Origin of the sequence: Streptococcus sanguinis (assembly GCF_026781265.1) — a bacterium.
GTDB lineage: Bacteria > Bacillota > Bacilli > Lactobacillales > Streptococcaceae > Streptococcus > Streptococcus sanguinis_T.
The window spans coordinates 125,211-149,839 of record NZ_JAKUVC010000002.1; the positions used below are offsets into that span (position 1 = coordinate 125,211).

Below are 24,629 nucleotides of genomic sequence, written 5' to 3' on the forward strand. Positions count from 1 at the left end.
TTTGACAACATTTAAGAGCGCTCATTTTATGATATAATAAAAACAATTTGAATACAGAAAGAAAAATATATGACTCAAGAAATCGACCTTGAAAAGTACCATCAGTTAGCTCTGCAGAAGCAGAAAGAGCACCGAAAATTTTTAGCCAGTCTCAAGAAGAGACCACCAAAAAACCTCGATAAGATTGCCCAGCAGATCCATGATGAGGTCTTTGAGGAGATTGACTGTACAGCCTGCGCCAATTGCTGTAAAACTCTGGGGCCAGACTTTAAGGAAGCCGATATTGTCCGCATTGCCAAGTATTTCAAGATGAAGCTGCCGGCTTTTGAAGAGGAGTTTCTGCAGGTGGACGAAGACGGTGACAAGGTTTTCAAGGCGATGCCTTGTCCTTTTTTAGGTGGAGACAATCTCTGCTCGATCTACGATGTCCGGCCAAAGGCTTGCAGAGAATTTCCCCATACAGACCGAAAAAAGATTCATCAGATTAATCATCTGACAATCAAAAATACCCTGACCTGTCCTGCGGCTTATCTCTTTGTGGAGAAGCTGCGGGATAGGTTGTAAAATCCCCCTCTAAATCTTGTACAAAAATTCTAGGGCGGAAGTATCTTATATGTGTTAGACTATAGTTAGAATTGAACACGGCCTAAAAGCTGTGTGAAAAAGATGAAATTTTCTCGGAGCAGGAGCCCCTCCGCCAATTTTCCTATTTTCACTTTGCTTTTAACGGCCTTAGTATCTTTTGTGAGGTGAAAAAGAATATGATGCATCAATTCAATCGAACCATGGAATATCTGGAAAGTAAGTTGGACGCAGAAGTGGACTTGCAGCAATTCCAGCAGCTATCAGGCTATTCTTATGCTCTCTTTAGCAGGCTCTTTTCCATCCTGGCAGATATGACTTTAGCGGAATATCTACGCAATCGCAGGCTGTCAGAAGCAGTGACAGACTTGCGGAAAAGCTCTGAGAAAGTCATTGATATAGCACTGAAATACGGCTATGAGTCTGCGGATGCCTTCAGCGCAGCCTTCAAGAAATTCCATGGTGTTACTCCCTCAGAAGTTCGAAATGGAAAACCTTATCGGGTCTTTCCTAGACTTCAATTATCCTTAAAGATTACAGGAGGAAAGAACATGGATATCAAGATTCAAAAGAAACCTGCTTTTACTGTGGCAGGCGTCCTATTTGAAGCTATTGACAATAGCCAGTGCCCGTCTGCATGGGAGAAGCTCTATGCAAATCACAGCTTTGAAAGCCTAGAAAGTCTGGGCAGTGGCCAATCCTTTGGTGTCTGCTCGGATGTCAAAGAAGGCGAAATCATCAACTATATGGCAGCTTATGATGTGACGGATAAAGCTAAAGCAGAAGAACTAGGTCTGTCAATCAAAGAAATCGCAGAAGCTGAATATGCCATCGTACCAGTCAAGGGGGCTATACCAGCCAGTATCCACCATGCTTGGAAATATGTCTTGGAAGTCTTTTTTCCAGAAACTGGCTATCGCCACACAGGAGCACCAGACTTTGAAGTTTACACCGAGGGAGACATGTCCTCGCCAGACTATCAAATGGAACTCTGGATACCAGTGGTGAAATAAAATGGTGATTGCAAGTCATTTTTTAAGCGTTGATTACAGAGGAGGATGATGCTATGCAGATGTATTTTGGGGACGTTTCTCTTTGTTATACATATTCACTTGCGATGGCGTTGCATTCGTATGGTTATGATCTTCGCCCTGATTTTTTAGAAGCCATTATGGTGATGGGAAATGGTGCCAGTATTGTAAAGGAAGATGAAAAACACCCCTTAGTCTTCTTTGATAATGGGATGCCAGATAGTTCTATCAGCCATTCTTTAAACATTCTGGGTTTTACCTATGATGAATACTATATAAAGGATTCAAATGCGGAGAATCTTCTCTCTATCAGAGAGATCTTAAGCAAGTTCTTGCTCAGCGGCCCTGTTGTTCTTGGCCCTTTGGACATGGGGTATCTGACTTATAATCCTAATCATATCCATTTGTATGGGGTGGACCATTTTGTTTCAGTTTATGATCTAGATGATGAGTTTATCTATTTCCATGATCCAGCAGGCTTTGCTTGTATGAAAATGAGTTTCTCAGAATTTTCGAAAGCCTGGGAAGCTAAAAATATTGACTATAAAAGAGGTTCTTTTTCCATGTGGGGAAACTTTAAAAAAATCAAATCTCCTACTTCCAAAGAAGTTTACCAGGAAACATCTATGTTGATGAAGCAACGATATGAAGACGGCGAGGAGAACGTGATAGCAAGATATGCTAAGTCGGTAGCGAACAATGGCTTGAATGAAGAACAAAAACATCTTCATCAATACTTTAGTTTCAAATTAGCTTCTATCAGAAATCTATACATGAGCAACTTCTTAAAAGACCACGATATTGTCAGATCTGAACTAAAAGAAAATTTAGCAAAATTGTTTGGCCAAGCTCATCTATTTTGTATCAAGGAAGATTATCAGAAACTGTCAGAAGTCTTGTATGATATTGCAGCGCTAGATAGTAAATTTAGAGATTTGTGTATTCACTATAAAGAAGAGTAGAAGAAGTGAGAAAAACGAAGATGCTGTTTGGGAAAAATGTAATGCAGCAGAATCAAAACAAGAGCCACCCAACTATCAAATGAGAGTCTGGATTCCAGTAGTGAAATAGATTAGAAACCAGCCGTTTATTTTTGATCGGCTGATATTTTTGTAGCTTGTGGTATAATGAAGCTACTACAGTTACAGAAAGGATTTCGATTTTGTCATACAGATTTCTACTTTTCGACCTAGATCACACGCTGCTGGATTTTGATACGGCAGAAGACATCGCCTTGACTCATTTTTTGGAGGAGCAGGGCGTAACGGATATTCAAACCTACAAAGACTATTATATTCCCATGAACAAGGGGCTTTGGCGGAATCTGGAGCAGGGGAAAATCACCAAGCCTGAGCTGGTCAATACGCGTTTTTCTCGTCTTTTTGCCCATTTTGGCATAGAGAAGGATGGCTCCGAGTTAGCCTTCCTTTATCAGCAGCAAATTGCTCAGCAAGGACAAACTTACGCTGGTGCTAGCGAGCTTTTGGACAACTTGACAGCAGCTGATTATGAGATTTACGGAGCGACCAATGGTATCACGGCTATTCAGACCGGCCGTATGGCTCATTCCGATATTTCACCCTATTTTAACCACATTTTCATCTCGGAGAAGATGGAGACTCAGAAGCCCGAAGCTTTGTTTTATGAAAAAATAGCAGAGCAGATACCAGATTTTGACCTGTCTCAGACTTTGATGATTGGAGACTCCTTGACAGCTGATATTGCTGGCGCTAATAATGCCGGACTGGACTCTCTCTGGTACAATCCCAAGCAGCTAGAAAATAAAAGTCTTTTTCAGCCGACCTATACCGCTTATTCTTATGATGAGATTATCAGACTCTTGGTTCCATAAGGAGACTGCAAATGAAAAACAATTGTCCTTTTAAACAAGAAAGACTAATCTAAAAAATTTTTAACTCTGTCAAGAAAAAAACTTGACAGCTGTTTTTAATCTGCTATAATAGAACATGTGCTTAATAGCTCTGCTATTTCACCAAAAGAAAAAAATAAAGAAAAGAGACCTTAATAATGGCAGTAAAAATCCGTTTGACTCGCATGGGTTCTAAGAAAAAACCTTTCTACCGTATCAATGTTGCAGACTCACGTTCACCTCGTGACGGACGTTTCATCGAAACAGTTGGTACTTACAACCCACTTGTAGCTGAAAACCAAGTGACTTTGAAGGAAGACCGTATCCTTGAGTGGTTGGGTAATGGTGCACAACCTTCTGATACTGTACGCAACATCCTTTCAAAAGAAGGCGTATTGAAGAAATTCCACGATTCAAAATACTCTAAATAATAGAAGCGTAGGTTGACATATGGACACGATTGAAAATCTAATTATTGCGATAGTGAAACCTTTGATTTCACAGCCAGATGCCTTAACTATCAAGATTGAGGATACACCTGAATTTTTAGAATATCACCTGGATCTTGATCAGAGTGATGTTGGACGTGTAATCGGTCGTAAAGGTCGTACTATCTCCGCTATAAGGACGATTGTTTACTCTGTCCCAACCGAGTACAAAAAGGTTCGCATCGTCATTGATGAGAAATAGGAAGCAGCGGGGCTATGTGTCCCGTTTTTTTCTATTTCTCTTAGCGAACTGAGTGCGCAGCTCTCAAGTGAGCTTAGGGAAATTGATGCCCAGCAAAGCGTGGGTACAAGCCCCTTAATGAAATAAGCCGTTAGGCGCAGTTGAATTTAGGGGAATTGATGCAGTTCGAGCGTATGTGAGAACTAGACACTTCATTTAAGAGAAGAACGAAATGCAGGGGCGAGTTAAGGGAAACTCGAAGCCGGAGGACATATGAAGCCAGAAGATTATGCTTGGAACGCTCATGAGCGCAAGTGTTATGAGAATAGCCAAGTGATTTTACCGAGCCCATACAAGCTGAAAATCCTGGATGATGGTGAGAAGAGATTGGAATTGGAGCTTGTTTTGGAGGAACTTCCTCAAGGGAAACTGGCTCGATGGGCTATGAAAATGGCGTCAAGCTTTATAGCTTTGATAGATGCGGAAGATGAGTCTGAAAAGCAGAAGATTTTGACTCAGGTAAGAGCGATTTTTCAGGCTCGACTTGATGGTAGGGCATCTGCCTATGAACTAAGGCAGGCTGGTTTCTTGGCTAACAAACTGTCGCAGCAAGCCCAATCACAAATCGGTAAATATGCTGCGCGTGTTTTTGCCCAAGGAGTCGCAACAGGCCACATGCGGGGCCATGCTATTGTCGCAGCGGATTATGCCATCAAAGTCAGAAATTTGCAGAGTCCAGATGATATGCAGCGGGCTGTCAAGGAAAGAGAAAGACAGATAGAGTTAGCCTCTGCTTTTATTAGATCAGGAAAGGAAACTTTATGAAGCATTTATTTTCACGCTTGTCACCAGCGCAAAAGATTATCTTGTCTTTTCTTCTGGTGATATTCTGTGGCTCCTTGCTACTCAGTCTGCCTTGGGTGCAGACGGCAAGTTCCCAAGCGAGCTATCTGGATCATCTTTTTACAGCTGTCTCGATGGTCTGTGTGACAGGGCTTTTTACTCAATCGGTTGTGGATACATACAATGTCTGGGGACAGCTCCTTTGTATGTTGCTGATTCAGATTGGTGGTTTGGGAATCCTGACTTTTATCGGATTTTTCACCATGGAAAGTCGGAAAAAGCTCAGCCTCAAGGATCGCCGTATTCTGCGAGATAGTTTTAGTTATGGTCACAATCGTACCTTAGGTCAATTTGTCCGTTCGATTTTTATCACGACTTTTGCTATCGAAGGACTGGGTGCGCTCCTTCTCATGATTCGCTTCATTCCCAAGTTTGGTATGAGAAAAGGGATTTTTAATTCTATCTTTTTAGCCATTTCTGCATTTTGTAATGCGGGCTTTGATAATTTTGGTAATGATAGCCTACTGGGCTTTCAGACAGATGTTTTGGTTAATATCACCTTGGCTCTCCTCATCATCACTGGGGGACTGGGCTTTATGGTCTGGTTTGACTTGGCGACTAAATTGGGAGGAAAACAGAAGGAGCTTCACTTTCATACCAAGGTAGTCTTGCTGCTGACTGCTGGTCTCCTAGTTTTTGGGACGGTCACGAGTCTCTGGACGGAGTATAATAATCCTGGAACGATTGGCAATCTTTCCTTTGGCGATAAGCTACTGGTCAGCTTTTTTCAGACAGTCAGTATGAGGACAGCTGGCTTTGCTTCCATTGATTATACAGCTGCTCGTCCAGTAACCCTGTTTATCTATCTGCTCCAGATGTTTCTGGGAGGGGCTCCGGGTGGTACAGCGGGCGGTCTGAAAATTACGACCTTCCTAGTTCTTTTTCTTTTTGCTCGAAAGGAAATCCTGGGCTTGCCTCATACCAATATGGGACGGAGAACGCTGTCTCCTCAGCTAGTGCAGAAGGCTTTTGGTGTGACAGTGATTTTTCAGCTGACATTTCTGCTTGGTCTTTTGGCTCTTGGGCTAGTGACCGATAGCAGTCATCGTTTTATTTACCTGATATTTGAGACTGTGTCGGCATTGGCTACAGTTGGTGTCACGGCCAATATCACTACCAGCCTCAATACAGCTGGTATGATTTTGATTATGTTGCTAATGTTTATTGGACGGGTGGGGCCGCTGACTCTTATGGTCAGTCTCAACCATTATCAACCGAAGAAGGCTGCAACCTTGCATTACAGCAAGGCGGACATTATGATTGGATAGGAGAAAAGAAATGGCAAATCAAACAGTTGGAATCCTCGGCTTGGGGATTTTTGGACAGAGTATCATTGAGGCCTTGATTTCTCAAGATGTAGAAATCATTGCGATTGATAATCACGAAGAGACAATCAATCAGTATGAAGACATGATTGCCGTTGGTGTGATCGGGGACATTACTGATATGGAGCTTTTAGAGGCGGCAGACGTTGGGTCCTGTGATACGGTCATCGTAGCGACGGGAGAAAGTCTGGAATCCAGCGTCCTAGCGGTCATGCACTGCAAGGCATTGGGCGTTAAAAATGTCATTGCCAAGGTCAAAGATGAAGTAACTCAGCAGGTGCTAGAAAAGGTGGGAGCTGATCTGGTTATTCTGCCTGAAGTGGAGGCTGGTATTTCATTGGCCAAGACTATTCTCTTGAACCATTCGATTGAGGTGTTCCAGCTGGATGACGATGTAGTAGTGGCTGAGTTTGAACTGCCTGCTAGCTGGGTCGGGAAAACGGTCCGTGAAGTAGATGCTCGCAGGCTTTATCATCTTAATATTATCGGCTACCGTCTGACAAAAAATCAGCCTTTGGAAAGCAAGTTTACTCCAGACTTTGTTTGGCCAGAAGGCGTCAGCATTATGGCTGTGACTGATAACCAGCATTTGGATAATTTACGTGAAATAGTGAGTAGCAGCTAGGATAATTCCTCTTCGGTGGGGGCCAACCGATTCTATCTAGGCATTCGGCACCTTTCTATTATATGAAGAAAAAATGGATACATAGGAGCTCTTTCAGGGCTCTTTTTTGAAACCAGTTGTAAAATTTGTTATACTATCACTAGAAAAGGAGTGATTTTATGAGCTTAACCAGCCAGATCATTACAGCAGATTTTCCGGATTTGGATAAGGTAGAAGCCTTGAATAATGAAGCTTTCCCAGAAGAGGAAAGGATACCGCTCAGTGAATTTTTACGATATGAGGAACAGGAAGATGCTAATTTTTTCGCCTTTTATCATGAAAAGGAATTTGTTGGTTTTGCCTTTGCTATCTCCAACTCGCAAGCCTTTTATGTTAGTTTCTTTGCGATTATTCCTCACTTGCGCAGCCATGGCTATGGCGGTGAAATCATTGAAAAGCTGGTCAATTTCTATCAGCGAACCATGTTTTTAGAAATCGAGCGCCTAGATGAGCCATGTGACAATCTTGCACAGCGTCAGGCTCGCTGGGATTTCTATCACAGCAAAGGCTTCCGCTCAGCCAATGCCTTTCTGGAATATGAGAATCTTAGCTTTGAAATCCTTTATCGAGGGGATTCTTTTGACGAAGAAGCCTACCGAGACATTTTCCGCCGAATTCAGGAGGAGAATTATTTCGACTTTGAAATCAAACATAGACGTTTCAGCGATTATTAAAAGGAAATTCTCTGGAGCTCAATTGCGATTTTGAGCAAAAAAAGATTGCTTTGTTTTTACTAAATGGAGGATAAAATGAGACTCTGGCATCAAGCACTGATTCCCAAGCTTCCCCGTCCGCAACTACTTGGTCAGCATCGGGAATGCTGCGCTCTTCGTGGCAATGGCTGGGGCAAGAAACATGCGACCGTTGACTATGTTTTTACGCACTCTCCTTACTTGCTTTATCGCTACCATGAGCTGATTATGGAGGAGATGAGCAAGCGAGGTTATCGTGTGTCTCCAGAATGGCTGGAGCGGGACTATCGTGGCAAGACTTGTCCAGCTTATGTGCATCTGGAAGAAGTGGCTGTGGCGAGCTCTATTTACCCCGAGCATGACGCGGCTTACTATGAGGAATGCCTGCAAAATCTCAAAGAAAAAGGCATTGACTTATAAGCTTTTCCGCTGTCTGAGCCAGCTGCCTGCCTTGAGAAAAAGCCAGCAAAATGATACAATAAAACGAATAGTAAAAAGATTAACTGGAGTAAAAATGAATTATTTTAATGTTGGAAAAATTGTCAATACGCAAGGTCTGCAAGGTGAGATGCGGGTTTTGTCAGTGACGGATTTTGCAGAAGAGCGTTTTAAAAAAGGCAATACTCTTGCCCTGTTTGACAAGAAAGATCAGTTTGTCATGGACGTGGAGATTACCAGTCATCGTAAGGTCAAGAACTTTGATATTATCAAGTTTAAGGGGATGTACCACATCAATGACATCGAGAAATTTCGTGATTTTACTCTGAAGGTCCGAGAGGAGGATTTGAAGGACTTGGAAGACGGGGAATTTTACTACCATGAAATCATCGGCCTTGAAGTCTATGAAAATGACATTCTTCTTGGTACAATTAAGGAAATTCTGCAGCCAGGAGCTAATGATGTCTGGGTGGTCAAACGTAAAGGCAAGCGCGACTTGCTTCTGCCTTACATTCCGCCAGTGGTGCTGGGGATTGACATTGAGCAAGGTCGGGTTGATGTAGAGATACCGGAAGGACTGGACGATGAAAATTGATATTTTGACTCTCTTTCCGGAGATGTTTGCACCCTTGGAACACTCTATCGTCGGTAAAGCTCGGGAAAAAGGCCTCTTGGAAATCAACTACCACAATTTCAGAGAGAAGGCAGAAAAATCCCGTCATGTAGACGACGAGCCTTACGGCGGAGGTCAGGGGATGCTGCTACGGGCCCAACCTATTTTTGATGCCTATGATGCCATTGAAAAGAAGCAACCGCGTGTGATTTTGCTGGATCCTGCTGGTCGGACTTTTGACCAAGCCTATGCTGAGGAACTGTCTAAGGAAGAGGAACTCATTTTCGTTTGTGGCCATTACGAGGGCTATGATGAGCGGATCAAGACTTTAGTGACAGATGAGATCTCGCTTGGGGACTATGTCCTTACTGGGGGAGAATTGGCAGCTATGACTATGATTGATGCTACCGTTCGCCTGATTCCAGAGGTTATTGGCAAGGAAGCCAGTCATACAGATGACAGTTTTTCATCTGGACTCTTGGAATATCCTCAGTACACTCGGCCTTATGACTATCGGGGTATGGTTGTTCCTGAAGTCCTTATGAGCGGCCATCATGAAAACATCCGCAAGTGGCGTCTCTATGAAAGTCTGAAAAAGACCTATCTAAGACGTCCAGACTTGCTGGAACACTATCAAATGACGGCCGAAGAAGAAGCAATGTTAGAAGAAGTTCGACAAGCTCAATCGGACTGACAAGCAAGGTTAACTCTTAGAAAGTATCTAGGAGTTTTTGCTTTATTTGATACAGAAATGCTCATTTTTGTTGGAAAAACCAGCTTATTTTTCTAATAAAACATTTTTGTAACTAAAATGTAATAAAAAAACTATTAAAACTATACGTTTGCTACTAGTTAATACTAGCGTTTTGTGATAGTATATTACTATGCGGGCTGCTATACCCAGGGTAATTATAGTATGTGAGATTATAAAAAGGAGATTGATTATGGAAAAGAAAATAGGCAAGTCTGTTGTAGCGACTGGTATCGCGGCTACAACTATTATTTCTGGTGGACTGACCCATCAAGTGCACGCGGATGAGTTGGTTGAATCAACTGTAGCAGCTCCACAAGCGACTGAGGTAACTGGAAAACCGGTGACAGCAGCAGATGTAGCTGTTGCCCAAGAAAATGCTGAAGCTGCTAAAGCTAAACTCGATGAGCAAAGATCGATAGTAGATACTGCTAAAACAGAAGCTGAAGATGCAAAAACTAGCGTGAAAGTGGCTGAAGCCGCTGTTGAGAATGCTAAAGAAATACAGGCAGAAGCAACAGAAGAAAATGTTGCTAAAGCGGAGACAGAAGCAAAAACAGCAGAGCAAGAGGTTAGCACGAAAGACGTTGCTGTTCGAGAAGCAGCGGCTAAAGCTGCCAAGGCTGACCAAGCTGTTAAAGATCAAGCAAATACTATTAAAGCGAGTCAATCTCTGGTAGATGTTGCAGAGACTGAATTGAAACAAGCTAAAACACCACTTAACTCAGAAGAGCAAGCTGTAGCAACTGCTAAGAGTCAGCAAAGTCAAGCACAGACTGCTTTAGACAATGCAAAGGCTGAACTGACAAAGGCAGAGCAAGCAGCGTCTTCTGCTCCACAAGTGCAGGCTGAAATCCAGAATAAAATCAATCAGGCAAAGGAATCTTTGGGTCAAACCAATCAAGCTATCAGCTCTCTTGAAGGACAGATTCCGGCTGCCGAGAAAGCAGCAGCAACAGCTCCTGTTGACCTTCGTAATACGACTTATTCTCAATTTTTAGAAAATGTTCGTAACAATGCGGCTAATCAGGAGATTCGTGATGCTGCTAACAATGCTCTTGCAGTTTATCAACGCGGACAAAATGAATTTGGTATTTCAGTTAATTCTGACCCAACAAGTCCAGCTAGTCTAGAAAATAACCTTCAAGCTTTGGAGTTGGTTAAGGCCATTAATGCTTACCGTCGTAATGCCGGCTTACAAGAGTTATTGGTTGATCCGTATGCGAATGTGGCCAGCCAGATTCAGACTATCTACTTTGAGCGCAATAACAGGCACATGGGCAAGCTGATTCGTAACGAGAATGTGGCGATTAGTTTTGACCCTCAGGGTGCAGTTAATTTCTGGCATAATGAAGAAAAAGCACTCTACCAAGAGATTGCAGCGCAATATGGACTGCCTACTGATGAAACTCAGATTGATGCTAATGCTATCTACATGAGAGTTGGAGCGGCTGTATTTGCTCAGATTGGTCACTATGTTCAGATGATGGACAATAAAGCGAATGCTATCTCAGCAGCTTATGATAAGCATCCAAACCAATGGGGCACACCCCATGGTACATCCGAAGTTGGTTTCCATCATATTAGCAATTTTAACCAACGTGTTAATAACGGTACTTTGCTGACAGTTGCAGCAATGGAGCAATTGTTGCGTGCTAGTGGCGGTCGTTCTGCAGGTTCTAACGCTAATGTTACAGCACTTAAGAATCAATTAGCTGAACTCAAGGCTCAAAAAGTTGGTCAGGAATCAGCTATCAATATCCTCAATGCGAAATTAGCTGATGCTCAAAAGGCAGCGGCAGCCCAAATTTCAGCAGTTGAAGCAGCTCGTCAGAAGGTAGCAACTGCTGAAAATAATCTGGCATTGACCAAGCAAAATGTTGCCCTTAAGCAGGAAGCTCTCGACAGAGCGACAGCTAAGATTGCAGAAAACCTAGCACCTTATCAGACTAACTTGAGCAATGCTCAGGCAGTTCTAGCGGCAGCTAAGGATAAGTTGGCAGAACTTCAGTCAGCTCAAGAAGCTGCGAAAGCTAGTTTGACAACTGCTCAAGAGGACTTGCTGTCTGCTCAAAAGACATTAGCAGCAGCTAAAAAGAAAGTTATTGACCTTCAAAATGCTCCTCAGTTACTTTCAGAAGCAGAGCGGGAGTTGGCAGAAGCGCAGCTTGATTATGAAGCTAAACAAGCAATCTTAAATCAAGAGACTGCAACTTTAGCTGTTCTTGAGGAATCCTACAACGGTCTTCAAGCCAATTATGAAACTCTCTTGAATATCTTGAATCAAGCATCTCTCCTGTATGGAAATGCTCTGAATAGCAACTATCGCTCAGGTGAAGATAAACAGCCTCTAACTGCTGTAAAAGGCGGAGCTGCTGGTCCAGGTGCAGAGGATGAATCTAAGAAAGATTCGGATGCTAAGACTGCAGAAGTTCATGCCAACACTCGTGAAGTTAAAGGAGCTACTACAGGTGCCGTTCAAGCGGCAGGTAGTGGCGTATTTACTGATTTTGTTGTAAATCCTGCAGCTCAGCTTGCTAGCGTGGCTACAACTGCTGATAAGGCTCCAACAGTTCCTGCTATTCTGCCAAATACTGGTTCAGAAGCAGAACGCCTAGCAATTTTTGGTATGGCACTTGGTGCAGCGGCCTTTTTGGGAACCAACAAGCGCCGTCGCAGAGACGAAGATTATAATTAAAGAAATACAAAATGAGTCTGGAATAATTTCCAGACTCATTTTTTTGTGTCTTCAGCAATTATCTAATTTAAAAAGAAAGATAAAAACTTCCGATATTAACTGTCGGAAGTTTTCAATATAAATATTAGTTTCTATTTGACTGCTCCGCCTGTTACACCTTCTACGTAGTATTTCTGCATGAAGATGAAGAGAAGAGTGATTGGGATAGCGATGATAATCGCTCCAGATGTAAAAGGTAGGAACCATTTATTGATGGCGTCCTTATTAAGCATTTGGAAAAGTCCTAAAGCGACTGTGTATTTTTCCTTGACATCGCCTAGGATGACAGAGGCAAAGATGAAGTCGACCCAAGGTCCCATGAAAGCCATAAGTGCTGTATAAACGATAATCGGTTTTGACAGCGGCAGTGTGATAGTCCGGAAGATTTGGAAGCGGGTCGCTCCGTCAATCATAGCGGATTCGTCCAAAGAATATGGGATGGTATCAAAGAAACCTTTAGCTATATAGAAGCCTAGAGCTGCTCCAGCTGAATAAACCAGAATCAGTGAAGTCAGGGTTTGTGTCAAATTGAGTGCTTTCAAGATGTAGTAAACCGCAATCATAGACATGAAGCCTGGGAACATGTTAAGAACCAAAGCCAGCTTGAGGAAACGATTTTTATGCTTGAATTTGATACGGCTGAGTGAGTAAGCCATACCCACGGTAATCAAAGTAGACAGGATACAGGTCGCTGTCGCAACAATCAGTGTATTCATAAACCACTGAACAAAAGGATATGTGTTGTTATTAAACAGTCTGATATAGTTGTCAAGTGTATAGGTTTTAGGGAAGAAGTAAGGGACCGCATTAGAACCTTCACCACGGAAGCTGGTCAGAAAAATCCAGATAATCGGCGTTAGCCAGATGAGTGCTAAAACAGTCAGCAAGACATAAATCCCTAATAAACTGAGTTTTTTTCTATTTTTCATTATTTAGCAGTTCCTTCCTTGAATGATGCGGATCTAGTATAGGATAAGAGACTGAAGGCTGCAGAGATTGCAAAGATCAGGATACCGATAACAGATGCTAGATTGTAGTCCTTGGCAGAAACGGTCAGTTTATAGAGCCAAGTAACCAAGAGGTCAGTTGAGCCTGCCTGATAGTAGGAAGAGTTAGTAGGTCCACCGCCTGTCAGGAAGTAGATAACGTTAAAGTTGTTGATGTTTCCGATAAACTGCTGGATGAGTGATGGCGCCATAATCAAGAGAATTTGAGGGAAAGTAATGCTCTTGAAGATTTGAAGCTTGCTAGCTCCATCAATCTCAGCAGCTTCGATTTGCTCGCTAGGTAGGTTCATGATAATTCCTGTCGCTACCAGCATGGTAAATGGAATACCAATCCACATATTGACAAGGATGATTGAGAACTTAGCCCAAACAGGGTCACTCAAGAATGGAATTGGATGCTGAATGAGATGGAGGCTTTGCAATAGTCCATTCAAAGGCCCATTGTCATTCAGGAAATTACGCATCAAGAGCAGGGATACGAATTGCGGTACAGCAATAGTGATAACGAAGAGTGTCCGCCAAACTCTCTTGTACTTGAGGCCTTTGGTATTGAGCAAGAGAGCTAAAACGATACCGAAGAAGAAAGTAGTAGCTGTCGCAGCAACTGCCCAAATCAAGGTCCAGCCTAAAAGTGGGAAGAAGGTGCTAGCCATGCGACCTGAGAAAACATCACCGAAGCTAGAGAAGCCAACCCAGTCAAAGAGTGACTTAGGAGCAGGATGCTTATGGTCAAAGTTAGTAAAGGCCAAACAGATCATATAGATCAGAGGCAGGATGGTAAAGAGCAGTACTCCGATAAGAGGGATGCTCATTAGGCCCATGTGAAAGCGGCCGTCAGCAAGCGTCTTAAAGTCCTCAACGAAGTTGGGAATCTTCTGGCCTGACTGCTTGAGAGTCATCAAATGACGAGCACTTTTCAGATTACACCAGTAGATGTAGGCGAAGACTGCACAGAAGATGAGAGAAGCAAGTCCAAAAATCAGCATCAGCATAGAGTTGTCACCCGCTACTTGAACGGTGATTTCCAAGCCGTTAACTTTTTTGATAGCCTCTCCTTGCTCTTGAGTCCCCAATGTAATCATGCCGCCAATAGCTGGTATGATTTGGACTGCAAAAGCAATCAGGAAAGCAATTTCTGAGAAGAGGAAGAGCAGACCCTTGATAAATTGTTTGTTTACAAGGTTGCTCAGCCCCATTACCAGAAAAGAGAGTTTGACATCCCAGGTTCCCTCTTTAAAGACCTGAACCATGGATGCATTGTCATAGGATGACTGAGTCATAGTATTCTCCTTATATTTACAAAGAAAGAAGTGAGGAGGCTGCCCTCCTCACTTCAATGCTTATTTTTATTCGTTTGAGGATTATTTAGCTGCTGCTAAATCTTTATCAAACTGTTGTAATTTTGCGAGGTATTGATCTTCACCAAATTTACCGTTGTAAGCATCGCTGAGGATTGCAGCACTTTCAGTCCAGAAGACAGACATTTGGCTAAGTTTAGGCATAACTGTTGTGTAGGTATCAGAAGAACCCATTGTAATAACAGCTTGTGCCAAGGCATCTTTCTTCACATCTTCAGACTCTTGTACTTCTTTGTTAGCTGGGATGATGTGACGTCCTTCAAACTTGAATTGGTTTTCTTGGCTTTCTTTGCTAGTAAGTGCTTGAGCCAGTTTGTAGCTTGCTGCGATACGTTCTCCGTCACCGTTTGAAGGTGTTTGGTTAACTGCGTAAAGTTTTACACCAAGGAAGGCTTTTTGTTGAACGTCTTGTCCACCAATGTTAACAGTTGGGTAAACAGAGATACCAAGGTTGTCTTTGCCGACAGCTTTTTCAGCAGCTGCGTAGTCCCATGGACCTGATTGGAAAGCGTCAACTGAACCATCTTCAAATTTAGCAAGAAGGTTAGAAGCATCTACGTTTACAAAACCGCTGTTATTCTTTTGAGCTGCGATGAACTTCAGAACGTTCACACCGGCTTCGTTACCCCAGTTTGTTCCGTCTACTTGCTCACCATCTTTACCAAAGAGAGTGTCGCCAACAGAAAGGAAGAGTGGAGCAGTGATGTATCCATTAGCCTCTTTCAAGTTTCCACCAAATTTAGCTTTAGAAGTGATGGTTTCATAAGACTTAACATCATCAGCGGAAAGCTTTGATTTGTTATAGTAGGTTACTTGTGATTCGATACCGTATGGGAAAGCATAAGTTTTGCCTTTGTATTGAGCACCAATTGCTGCTTGTTCAGTATCGTTTTTCTTGACTTCTTCTGCCATTTTAGAAGGAACTTCTTGAATAGCTCCAGCTTCAACTAATTTACCAAGTTGGTCGTGTGGCAGAGAGAAAACATCAGCAGCAGTACTAGCATCTTTTGTCAGATTTTCCTGAGCGTTTGGATCTTCCATTTCGACTACGTCAACCTTGTAGCCTGATTCTTTCTCGAACTTGCTAACTGTATCAGAGTAAGAATCTTTAGCACCAGTTGGTACCCAAAGTTTCAAGGTCTTGCTATCAGTTTTAGAAGAAGAACTCTCCTTGCTACTGTTCGAGCTACAAGCTGCTAACAGTGTTCCTGCAGCCAGCAAGCTGACACTGCCCAATACTACTTTTTTCCATGTTTTCATTCCTATTTCCTCCCGGAATTTTTATTTACATTTCTATTATGCAACCGTTTGCAATTTTTGTCAAGTCTTTTTTGAAAAATTTCTTAAAAATATATTAATTTTTCTAAAATTTTTCTATTTTATTTCTGTTTATTTAATCAAAGCCTATTAAAATGGCTGTGTAATCGCTTGCTTGATTTTTAATTAGAAAACGCTTTATTATGAAGAGAATTTTGTCTCATTCGCAATATATTTTGACACTTACAAGTAGATATGAAGATAAGTTATAGTTCATTATTACCAAAGAAAGGAATCAAACTTATGTTTTTCTAATAATCTAGTGTCTACCTGTTGAATGCTTCCCTTTTCTGCTATAATAGACCTATGAACAAGCTAATCCAATCAAAGCTGGAACTGTTGCCGACCAGTCCTGGCTGTTACATCCACAAAGACAAGAACGGTACCATTATCTATGTCGGAAAAGCCAAGAATCTTCGCAATCGGGTTCGTTCTTATTTCCGCGGAAGCCATGATACCAAGACGGAGGCTCTGGTTTCTGAGATTGAGGATTTTGAGTTTATTGTCACTGAGTCTAATATTGAAGCTTTGCTTCTGGAAATCAACCTAATCAAGGAAAACAAGCCCAAGTACAATATCATGCTCAAGGACGATAAGTCCTATCCATTTATCAAGATTACCAACGAAACCTATCCGCGCCTAATCATCACGCGCCAAGTCAAAAAGGACGGCGGGCTTTATTTCGGACCTTATCCGGATGTCGGTGCGGCCAATGAAATCAAACGTCTCTTAGATCGGCTCTTTCCTTTTCGTAAGTGTACCAATCCGCCTGAGAAGGTTTGTTTTTACTACCATCTGGGGCAGTGCAAGGCCCACGCTGTTTGTCAGGTAGACAGCCAGTATTTTAAGGAGCTGGCCCAGGAGGTAGCAGCCTTTCTCAAGGGTCAGGATGATCAGATTATTGAGGATTTACGGGGAAAAATGGCTGGCGCAGCGCAAGCTATGGAGTTTGAAAAGGCAGCGGAGTACCGCGACTTGATTCAGTCCATTGGCACCTTGCGAACCAAGCAGCGGGTTATGGCTAAGGATTTGCAGAATCGCGATGTCTTTGGCTACTATGTGGATAAGGGCTGGATGTGCGTACAGGTCTTCTTTGTCCGCCAGGGCAAGTTAATCGAGCGTGACGTCAATCTTTTTCCCTATTACAATGATCCGGACGAAGATTTTCTGACCTATATCGGCCAGTTCTACCAGGAAAAATCCCACCTCAAGCCCAATGAAATTTTGATTCCGGCAGATATTGACGAAGAAGCTGTCAGGATCATGGTGGATACCAAGGTGCTTAAGCCCCAGCGAGGCGAAAAGAAACAGCTGGTCAATCTGGCTATCAAAAACGCCCGAGTCAGTCTCCAGCAGAAATTTGACCTTTTGGAGAAATCTATTGAAAAGACCCAAGGTGCTATTGAGAATCTAGGGCAGCTCCTTAACATTCCGACACCTGTTCGCATTGAGTCTTTTGATAACTCCAACATCATGGGGACCAGTCCTGTATCAGCTATGGTGGTCTTTGTCAATGGTAAACCAAGCAAGAAGGACTATCGCAAGTATAAGATTAAGACTGTGGTAGGACCTGATGACTACGCAAGTATGCGTGAGGTCATCAAGCGGCGCTATAGTCGGGTGATTCGAGATGGACTGACTCCACCTGATTTGATTGTCATTGATGGTGGACAGGGCCAGGTCAATGTCGCTAAAGAAGTTATCCAGGATCAGCTGGGACTAGATATTCCCATCGCTGGACTGCAAAAAAATGATAAGCACCAGACCCATGAATTGCTCTTTGGTGACCCTCTGCAGGTTGTAGAATTATCCCGGAATTCGCAGGAATTTTTCCTGCTTCAGCGTATCCAAGATGAAGTCCACCGCTTTGCTATTACCTTCCACCGCCAGCTCCGGTCTAAGAATTCCTTCTCATCGCAGCTAGATGGCATTGAAGGCTTGGGACCAAAAAGAAAGCAAAATCTTATGAAACACTTCAAATCTCTAACCAAGATTAAAGAAGCCAGTGTCGACCAAATCGTCGAAGTCGGTGTACCACGAGCAGTGGCAGAAGCAGTGCGGGAGAAGTTAAATCTGAAAACTCAGGAGCAACAACAAGCACAGTTGCGAGAGGTGGCGGAGCCAATTTTAGATATAGATTGAAATTAATTTTCAGTTATTTATTAGATGCAGAATCAGCCTTTGCAAATTCTTTATCTAAGGAATAGGAATATTTTGTAAAAGAAGTCTATGATAAAATTATCAGAAGGAAATTTTCGAATGGGAATATCTCTTTTCGACTCGAAATAACGAGAATTCAAAAAGTTAAACTGAAAAAATTAAAACCTGCATTAAATCCAATTTTCCTTGATGGAGTTTCTGGTAAAGATTTGAATATAGTAATTTAATTAAATAATTAGTTAAACATCTGAAAAATGAATACCTAAACCTAGACTTGAGACATCTATGAAAAATCAAAACTTTAAGAATGTCTTTGATCAAGAAAGAAGCTCTAGTTATAGCGATTTAAAAAGGGCTTAAGAGAGTCAAGTAAGCAGATGGAGAAAACGAAACCTCTGCGACGGAATAATCTTATCAAGTGGCAAGGATTGATATCCTTACATTAGAGAGAATGAAAAACTCCTGCAAACTCTTACAAAATATGATAAAATGAAGCTAGTATATTTAGAAAAGGATGCAACTTATGAAATTTCTAGAACTCAATAAAAAGCGTCATGCGACCAAGCATTTTAATGACAAGCCTGTGGATCCAAAGGATGTGCGCACAGCGATTGAAATTGCAACGTTGGCACCCAGTGCCCACAATAGCCAGCCATGGAAGTTCGTTGTGGTGCGGGAGCGTAATCAGGCTCTAGCTGAGACGGCTCTTGGTGGAAATGTGGACCAGATTAAGGAAGCACCAGTGTCCATTGCCCTCTTTACAGATACTGATTTGACCAAGCGTGCTCGCAAGATTGCGCGTGTGGCTGGAGTTAATAATTTCTCTGATGAGCAGCTTCAATTTTACATGCAGAATCTGCCTGCTGAGTTTGCTCGCTATAGTGAGCAGCAAAAGAGTGATTATTTAGCTCTCAATGCTGGTCTAGTGGCTATGAATCTTGTTCTAGCTCTGACTGACCAAGGTATCGGAGCTAACATCATCTTAGGTTTCGACAAATCTAAGATTAATGAGGTTTTGGAAATTGATGAGCGTTTCCGTCCGGAACTCTTGATTACTGTTGGTTATACTGATGAAAAACTAGAACCTAGTTATCGTTTGCCAGTTGATGAAATCATTGAGAAACGTTGATATAGTTAAATTTACGATTTAATTCATAATTCTATCGATTTAAATCGAATCGGAAATTGGGGTGAAATAATGACAATTGATTTTAAAGCGGAAGTTGAAAAACGCAAAGAAGCTCTCTTAGCTGACCTGTTCAGTCTTTTGGAAATTAATTCAGAGAGGGATGATTCCAAGGCAGATAAAGAACACCCTTTTGGACCTGGTCCTGTTCAAGCCCTGCATAAGTTTTTAGAAATCGCTGAGCGCGACGGCTATGAAACCAAGAATGTGGACAATTATGCTGGTCACTTTACTTTTGGTGAGGGTGAGGAAGAATTAGGAATCTTTGCCCACATGGATGTGGTCCCTGCTGGAAGTGGTTGGAATACAGATCCTTACAAACCTGAAATTATTGATGGCAAACTTTATGCGCGTGGTTCATCTGATGATAAAGGGCCAACTATGGCTTGTTACTATGGTTTAAAAATCATCAAAGACTTGGGATTGCCAGTATCGAAGCGTGTGCGCTTTGTGGTGGGGACAGACGAGGAATCCGGTTGGCAAGACATGGACTATTATTTCAAGCATGTTGGCCTACCTGAGCCAGACTTTGGTTTCTCGCCAGATGCTGAATTCCCAATCATTAACGGTGAAAAAGGAAATATCACAGAATACCTCCACTTTGGAAACAGTAATGATGGCAGCTTTAAACTCAAGAGCTTCACTGGCGGACTTCGTGAGAATATGGTGCCAGAATCAGCTACGGCTATTTTTACAGCGCCGGTTGATGCAGCGGAATTGGATGTCAAATTACAGGAGTTTGTTGCTGCTCACAAGCTTTCAGCTAGTCTGAAAGAAAATGGCGACGCTCTTGAAGTGACAGTCATTGGGAAATCAGCTCATGGTTCTACACCGGAGGAGGGGATCAACGGAGCAACTTATCTGGCTCTCTTCCTCAACCAATTTGACTTTGCTGGTGACGCCAAGGCTTATCTGGAAGTGGCAGCTCAAGTTCTGCACGAGGACTTTGCTGGTGAGAAGTTAGGAATTGCTTATACAGATGCTAAAATGGGTGCTCTCAGTATGAATGCTGGTGTTTTCCATTTTGACAGTGCCAAGGCTGACAATACCATTGCTCTGAACATCCGTTACCCTCAAGGTACTGATCCGAAAACGATTCAGGCCGGTCTTGAAAAAGTTGCTGGTGTTGTGTCAGTGAGTTTGTCTGAGCATGGGCATACTCCGCACTATGTCCCAGTAGATGATGAGTTGGTAGCAACTCTTTTGAGTGTTTATGAAAAACAAACAGCTCTCAAAGGACATGAGCAAGTCATTGGTGGTGGAACCTTTGGCCGTCTTTTGAAGCGAGGTGTGGCTTTTGGGGCTATGTTCCCAGACTATGTCAACACCATGCACCAAGCCAATGAATTTACAGATGTAGATGACCTTTTCCGTGCTGCGGCCATTTACGCGGAGGCTATCTACGAGCTAATCAAATAAAAAAGAAGAACTCGTTTGGCCTTGCTGGATGAGTTTCTTTGCAAGGAGCTATCATGCAAACAATAGAGGATATTGCCAAGGCCATCATGGCTGATCCAGAAAATCAGAAATTTACGGAGCAGGGAATCAAGCCACTCTTTGCGGCACCAAAGAATGCTCGGATTAACATTGTTGGTCAAGCGCCGGGACTGAAAACTCAGCAGGCAGGGCTTTACTGGAAGGACAAGAGTGGTGATCGGCTGAGAGAATGGCTGGGTGTCGATGAGGAGACTTTTTATCATTCTGGCTACTTTGCGGTTTTGCCCATGGATTTTTATTTTCCGGGACATGGGAAGTCTGGAGATTTACCGCCTCGTAAGGGCTTTGCAGACAAGTGGCATCAGCCGATTTTAGAGCTTCTGCCAGATATTGAGCTGACCATTTTGATTGGTCAGTATGCACAGAAATACTATCTGCATCAAACAGGAAATATCAAGCTGACCGAGACGGTTCAGCATTATCAAGACTACCTGCCAGACTTTTTTCCTTTGGTTCACCCATCGCCCCGCAACCAAATCTGGATGGCTAAAAATCCTTGGTTTGCAGAGCAGGTTGTGCCAGACTTGCAAGCGCTGGTACAAAAGATTATTCATCAATAAAGGGGAAAAACTATGGATGCTTATCAACAAGTTGCTAACAAGTTGAATGAGTTGGGAATCACCTTTGATGTGGTGGAGCACCCACCTGCATTTACGACAGAGCAGGCAGATAGCTATATTGAAGGCATGGAAGGAGTCCGGACTAAGTCCATGTTTTTGACCAACAGGAAGAAAACTCAGTACTATCTGCTCATCATGGACGACAAGAAACGATTGGATATGGATGACTTTAAAGTTCAAGTGGGAGCCGATCGGATTCGCATGGCTTCATTGGACTCCTTGGTTGAGAAAATGAACCTACCAGCAGGAACGGTATCGCCTTTTGGTCTGCTTAACAACGAGGAAAAGGATATTCAAGTTTATTTTGATAAAGAGATTATCAACGAAGAACGCATGAGTTTCCATCCTAATACCAATGAAAAGACTATCTTTGTCTCTACAACAGATTTGTTTAAATTCTTGCAAGATTTGGGCTACTCTTACCAAGTGCTGGAGCTGTAACTGACCGTTTTGCTGTGATAGAGGAGCGCTATCTAGCTGCTCTTTCGGGTGGTCGAACCTAGCGAATGGGTATCACTCGTTTGCTAGCGTCTTGTCCCTCTATCTTGAACTTGAATGAAGGACTTAGCTAGCAACTTGCTTCCCCTCAAGGGCTTCTCCAACAGCCGGATAATGATTTTGTCAAAGAACTATTAGATATTGCAGGAGTAGATGACTGATTTTTTGAAAAATCTAAGCTTAGAATGCTAAACTTGGTAGAAAGCGAGGTGATTCTATGGAAACGATGAAAGCTATAGTCATTTACAAAGCAGGTGGCCCAGAAAAGCTTCTGCTGGAAGAAAGACCAATTCCAGAACTTCAAGAAGGCTGGACGCTGGTCAAGGTCAGAGGATTTGGGATTAACCACTCGGAGATTTTTACTCGCGAGGGCTTATCGCCTAGTGTCACCTTCCCTCGGATTTTAGGCATTGAGTGTGTTGGCCAAGTTGCCGAGACGACTCGAGCAGATTTAGAGGTCGGCCAGAAAGTGGTTTCCATCATGGGAGAAATGGGGCGAGCTTTTGACGGTTCTTATGCTGAGTATGTCCTCTTGCCGAACTACCAAATTTATACAGTCGAGACCAACCTGACCTGGACTGAGCTGGCAGCAGTGCCAGAGACCTATTATACTGCTCTAGGTTCTATGAAAAACCTGTGCATCGAGCCCAATGACAAGATTTTAGTTCGAGCTGCTACTAGCGGTGTCGGTTTGGCCTTTGCTCGTCTGGTCAAGGCACAGTTTCCAGACACACATATCGTGGGTTCTGTCAATAGTGGTTCCAAACAGTTTCTGCTCAAACACCAAGCCTACGACGATATCATCATAGATCAGGATGGCCGACTGGAAACAGAGGATAAGTTTGATAAAATCCTTGAGTTGGTCGGTCCGGCGACTATCAAGGATTCTTTTGACCATATCGCAGAGAGGGGGATTATCTGTGTCACCGGTCTCTTGGGGGCTCAGTGGGAACTGGATGATTTCAACCCAATAGAAGAAATCAAAAACAACAGTTTTCTGACAAGTTTTCACTCTGCTCATGTGAGTCAAGATTTGATGGATGAATTATTTGCCCACATTGACCGCTATCAGGTCAATGTTACACCAAGGCGTGTCTTTTCCCTAGAGCAAGTGCCCAAAGCTCATGCTTTTATAGAGGGGACGGCAGGTTTTGGAAAAATTGTAATTATGAATGAATAGGAGAAAAATGATGCAAAAAATTAGCGCGAAAGATTTATATGACAAATTGCAGGCAGAAGAACTGCAGTTGATTGATGTCCGCGAGGTGGACGAATTCACAGCTGGACATGTCTCTGGAGCTCAGAATCTGCCTCTCAGCAGCTTACCGGAGAATTATGGGCAATTGGATAAACAAATCCCCTACCATATCATCTGCCAAAAAGGAGGCCGTTCAGCGCGTGCCTGCGAATTTTTGGAAGCCAAGGGTTACCAAGTAATCAATGTCGAAGGAGGAGTGGAAGCTTTTCCTGCTAAATTGACGTTATGACAAGCGATTAAGAAGAGTGAATACTGGAATAGATTGAATTTTCAGTATTTTTTTTGTATACTATAGTAGTATAATAATTTATAGATAGGAGAAAATCTATGTCAAAACAAGATTGGCTTGAATATTTTGAAGCTGTAAATGGTCGTTCAGCAACTGAGGAAGAAATTGCTCAGGCAATGCTTGCTGGAGAATTTGATGCAGCCGAACAAGGAAATGTAAATCAAGTGGTTAATGAGGGAAATATATCTTCATCAACATTTAATCAGCCTCAACAAGAATCTCAAGGAATTGATTCACAACAACAACCTTTTGCTCAGCAACAAAATTTCCAACAACCTATTGCTCAACAGCCTTCTCAACAATATCAAGAGATTCCACAGCAACAAGCAAATCCAAATCAATTTGCAAATCAGGCTCAACCATTTTCACAACAAGATTATCCTTATCAACAATCTGGTGGAATTCAGCCCAACCCCTTTACTGGTCAACAGCAGAATTCTGTTCAGGCTGATTTTAATCAACAAGCTTATCAAAATAATTCGCAAGGGCAATTCAACGCTCAAATACCTCAACAAGGACCTCAGGGGGATTATAGTCAGCAACAACCTACTCAGCCTAACGAGTTTTCTAAAACAATGAAAGGCTTCTGGGCTTGGCTTATCTCAGCGTGGAAATCGCCAACGTCTGAAGTCGAAAGTGGCAAGTTAAATGGTTATCTTTCTTTGGGATTGACGGTCTTGTTCTCTGCAATAGTACTTAATTCTAATATTTTCAATGTTTTTAGAATGGTAACTTTTGGTTATTTTGGCGCACCAATCTTTGATTTTAAAATTTTCTTTGTCTCACTGATTGCAGCTGCTCTAATCCTATTCTCGATTATTTTAGGTGGATTTGTTGTGAAGCGCTTGGTTTATAAGGATGAAAATTTTAGTTTTAATAAAGCCTTTGATTGGTACGGTCGACTTTATGCTATTGTATTGCCTTTTGTTGCTGTATCAGCTTTGTTAAGTCTTCTTGGCATTGTTTCATTATCTCTCTTTTTAACATGGATAGGTGTTTTAATTATTGGAGTTGGAGCCACTTTTGCTTTGATTTATTCAAAGACAAGTACTTCTATGGATCCTTTCTATAAATACTTATTGGCTATTGTTGTAAATGGTATCGTCACATTCTTCTTCTCATTCATTGCCTTTTCTCTCTTGACAAGCATTATGATGATGTAGT

At 42.4% G+C, this 24,629-nt stretch carries 25 protein-coding genes and 1 pseudogene; 23 read left to right on the plus strand and 3 right to left on the minus strand.

Going from position 1 to position 24,629, the window contains the following annotated elements:
• The first annotated feature begins 69 nt into the window (after positions 1–69).
• The 14 genes from MK370_RS01445 to MK370_RS01510 all read left to right on the plus strand — a co-directional run bounded on the left by MK370_RS01445 (position 70) and on the right by MK370_RS01510 (position 12,236).
• Positions 70–564: a YkgJ family cysteine cluster protein gene (locus MK370_RS01445; RefSeq protein WP_268683849.1), complete on the plus strand. Its 495-nt coding sequence runs from the start codon at positions 70–72 to the stop codon at positions 562–564.
• A gap of 197 nt (positions 565–761) precedes the next feature.
• Positions 762–1,595 (plus strand): AraC family transcriptional regulator, encoded by an 834-nt coding sequence (locus MK370_RS01450; RefSeq protein ID WP_268683850.1) that lies wholly within the window; start codon positions 762–764, stop codon positions 1,593–1,595.
• Between the two features lie 53 nt (positions 1,596–1,648).
• Positions 1,649–2,575 carry a DNA repair protein RadC gene (locus MK370_RS01455; RefSeq protein WP_268683851.1) on the plus strand — a complete coding sequence of 309 codons (927 nt, stop codon included), beginning with the start codon at positions 1,649–1,651 and terminating at the stop codon, positions 2,573–2,575.
• 200 nt (positions 2,576–2,775) lie between these two features.
• Positions 2,776–3,465, plus strand: coding sequence for a YjjG family noncanonical pyrimidine nucleotidase (locus MK370_RS01460; RefSeq protein ID WP_326845065.1), 690 nt, complete (start codon positions 2,776–2,778; stop codon positions 3,463–3,465).
• 176 nt (positions 3,466–3,641) lie between these two features.
• Entirely contained in the window at positions 3,642–3,914 is a 273-nt protein-coding gene (gene rpsP, locus MK370_RS01465; protein ID WP_002895310.1) for a 30S ribosomal protein S16, read from the plus strand.
• A 19-nt stretch (positions 3,915–3,933) separates the two neighbouring features.
• Entirely contained in the window at positions 3,934–4,173 is a 240-nt protein-coding gene (gene kphA / locus MK370_RS01470; protein WP_002895313.1) for an RNA-binding protein KphA, read from the plus strand.
• 252 nt (positions 4,174–4,425) lie between these two features.
• Positions 4,426–4,977 carry a putative immunity protein gene (locus tag MK370_RS01475; RefSeq protein WP_268683853.1) on the plus strand — a complete coding sequence of 184 codons (552 nt, stop codon included), beginning with the start codon at positions 4,426–4,428 and terminating at the stop codon, positions 4,975–4,977.
• Complete coding sequence (locus MK370_RS01480) at positions 4,974–6,323, plus strand: TrkH family potassium uptake protein (RefSeq protein WP_268683854.1); 1,350 nt, start codon at positions 4,974–4,976, stop codon at positions 6,321–6,323. Before MK370_RS01475 ends, MK370_RS01480 begins: the two co-directional genes overlap by 4 nt.
• A 10-nt stretch (positions 6,324–6,333) precedes the next feature.
• Positions 6,334–7,005 (plus strand): potassium channel family protein, encoded by a 672-nt coding sequence (locus MK370_RS01485; protein ID WP_032913402.1) that lies wholly within the window; start codon positions 6,334–6,336, stop codon positions 7,003–7,005.
• A 158-nt stretch (positions 7,006–7,163) separates the two neighbouring features.
• Complete coding sequence (locus tag MK370_RS01490) at positions 7,164–7,718, plus strand: GNAT family N-acetyltransferase (protein WP_268683855.1); 555 nt, start codon at positions 7,164–7,166, stop codon at positions 7,716–7,718.
• A gap of 75 nt (positions 7,719–7,793) precedes the next feature.
• Positions 7,794–8,156: a TIGR02328 family protein gene (locus tag MK370_RS01495; protein ID WP_268683856.1), complete on the plus strand. Its 363-nt coding sequence runs from the start codon at positions 7,794–7,796 to the stop codon at positions 8,154–8,156.
• A 94-nt stretch (positions 8,157–8,250) separates the two neighbouring features.
• Positions 8,251–8,769: a ribosome maturation factor RimM gene (gene rimM / locus MK370_RS01500; protein WP_268683857.1), complete on the plus strand. Its 519-nt coding sequence runs from the start codon at positions 8,251–8,253 to the stop codon at positions 8,767–8,769.
• Complete coding sequence (gene trmD, locus MK370_RS01505) at positions 8,759–9,481, plus strand: tRNA (guanosine(37)-N1)-methyltransferase TrmD (protein WP_268683858.1); 723 nt, start codon at positions 8,759–8,761, stop codon at positions 9,479–9,481. Before rimM ends, trmD begins: the two co-directional genes overlap by 11 nt.
• Positions 9,482–9,671: 190 nt before the next feature.
• Positions 9,672–12,236 (plus strand): CAP domain-containing protein, encoded by a 2,565-nt coding sequence (locus tag MK370_RS01510; protein ID WP_268683859.1) that lies wholly within the window; start codon positions 9,672–9,674, stop codon positions 12,234–12,236.
• Between the two features lie 131 nt (positions 12,237–12,367).
• On the opposite strand, the gene MK370_RS01515 is transcribed toward MK370_RS01510, so the two are convergent.
• The 3 genes from MK370_RS01515 to MK370_RS01525 all read right to left on the minus strand — a co-directional run bounded on the left by MK370_RS01515 (position 12,368) and on the right by MK370_RS01525 (position 15,900).
• Positions 12,368–13,204: a sugar ABC transporter permease gene (locus MK370_RS01515; RefSeq protein WP_268683860.1), complete on the minus strand. Its 837-nt coding sequence runs from the start codon at positions 13,202–13,204 to the stop codon at positions 12,368–12,370.
• Positions 13,204–14,562, minus strand: coding sequence for a carbohydrate ABC transporter permease (locus tag MK370_RS01520; protein WP_268683861.1), 1,359 nt, complete (start codon positions 14,560–14,562; stop codon positions 13,204–13,206). Before MK370_RS01520 ends, MK370_RS01515 begins: the two co-directional genes overlap by 1 nt.
• Before the next feature lie 81 nt (positions 14,563–14,643).
• A complete protein-coding gene (locus MK370_RS01525; RefSeq protein WP_268683862.1) occupies positions 14,644–15,900 on the minus strand; it encodes an extracellular solute-binding protein in 1,257 nt (418 codons plus the stop codon).
• A gap of 363 nt (positions 15,901–16,263) precedes the next feature.
• Between MK370_RS01525 and uvrC the strand changes: the two genes are divergently transcribed.
• From uvrC to MK370_RS01565, 9 genes and pseudogenes are all read left to right on the plus strand, one after another.
• Complete coding sequence (uvrC, locus tag MK370_RS01530; RefSeq protein ID WP_268683863.1) at positions 16,264–18,099, plus strand: excinuclease ABC subunit UvrC; 1,836 nt, start codon at positions 16,264–16,266, stop codon at positions 18,097–18,099.
• Between the two features lie 14 nt (positions 18,100–18,113).
• Positions 18,114–18,344, plus strand: a pseudogene (locus MK370_RS11330) (DUF4274 domain-containing protein); the annotation flags it as partial.
• 296 nt (positions 18,345–18,640) lie between these two features.
• Positions 18,641–19,246 (plus strand): nitroreductase family protein, encoded by a 606-nt coding sequence (locus tag MK370_RS01535; RefSeq protein WP_268683864.1) that lies wholly within the window; start codon positions 18,641–18,643, stop codon positions 19,244–19,246.
• A gap of 69 nt (positions 19,247–19,315) precedes the next feature.
• Positions 19,316–20,722, plus strand: a complete 1,407-nt coding sequence (gene pepV, locus MK370_RS01540) for a dipeptidase PepV (protein ID WP_268683865.1) — start codon at positions 19,316–19,318, stop codon at positions 20,720–20,722.
• A 53-nt stretch (positions 20,723–20,775) separates the two neighbouring features.
• Positions 20,776–21,360 (plus strand): uracil-DNA glycosylase family protein, encoded by a 585-nt coding sequence (locus MK370_RS01545; protein WP_268683866.1) that lies wholly within the window; start codon positions 20,776–20,778, stop codon positions 21,358–21,360.
• 12 nt (positions 21,361–21,372) lie between these two features.
• On the plus strand, positions 21,373–21,861 hold the full coding sequence (locus MK370_RS01550) for a prolyl-tRNA synthetase associated domain-containing protein (protein WP_268683867.1): 489 nt from the start codon (positions 21,373–21,375) through the stop codon (positions 21,859–21,861).
• Positions 21,862–22,135: 274 nt separating this feature from the next.
• Positions 22,136–23,098, plus strand: a complete 963-nt coding sequence (locus tag MK370_RS01555) for a zinc-binding alcohol dehydrogenase family protein (RefSeq protein WP_268683868.1) — start codon at positions 22,136–22,138, stop codon at positions 23,096–23,098.
• Entirely contained in the window at positions 23,091–23,405 is a 315-nt protein-coding gene (locus MK370_RS01560; protein WP_002897468.1) for a rhodanese-like domain-containing protein, read from the plus strand. Before MK370_RS01555 ends, MK370_RS01560 begins: the two co-directional genes overlap by 8 nt.
• 98 nt (positions 23,406–23,503) lie before the next feature.
• Positions 23,504–24,628, plus strand: coding sequence for a DUF6574 domain-containing protein (locus MK370_RS01565; RefSeq protein ID WP_268683869.1), 1,125 nt, complete (start codon positions 23,504–23,506; stop codon positions 24,626–24,628).
• The last annotated feature ends 1 nt before the right edge of the window (position 24,629 follow it).